The organism is Vogesella mureinivorans (genome assembly GCF_007644035.1).
Classification (GTDB): domain Bacteria; phylum Pseudomonadota; class Gammaproteobacteria; order Burkholderiales; family Chromobacteriaceae; genus Vogesella; species Vogesella mureinivorans.
The window spans coordinates 1-387 of sequence record NZ_VMTV02000136.1 but is presented as its reverse complement, the minus strand read 5'-3'; the positions used below and the strand labels follow the sequence as shown (position 1 = coordinate 387).

The following is a 387-nucleotide window of genomic DNA, read 5'->3' as shown; positions in this document are numbered from 1 at the left end:
TACCAGGAAGGTAGCAACTGGGCCTCTTGATTTATCCAGATTTGCTTCAATCACCGTACCTTTAGCTGGGCGGTCTGGGTTAGCGGATAGTTCTAAAACTTCCGCCTGTAGCAGAATCATTTCCAGTAGCGTATCCAGGTTTTCCCCTTTAATGGCGCTTACCGGAACCATAATGATATCGCCGCCCCATTCTTCAGGTTGCAGACCGTATTGGGTTAGCTCCTGCTTCACGCGGTCTATCTGGGAATCCGGCTTATCAACTTTGTTGATCGCCACTACAATTGGCACTTCAGCTGCTTTCGCGTGGCTGATGGCTTCTATCGTCTGGGGTTGAACACCATCATCAGCGGCAACCACCAGCACAGCGATGTCTGTAACTCGCGTACC

Annotated in this window: 1 protein-coding gene; it reads right to left on the bottom strand. The window is 50.6% G+C overall.

What is annotated here, in order from left to right; translation table 11 throughout:
- Window positions 1-387 (bottom strand): GTP-binding protein (locus FLQ44_RS04800; protein ID WP_147693319.1); only part of this gene is annotated, 387 nt, incomplete at both ends.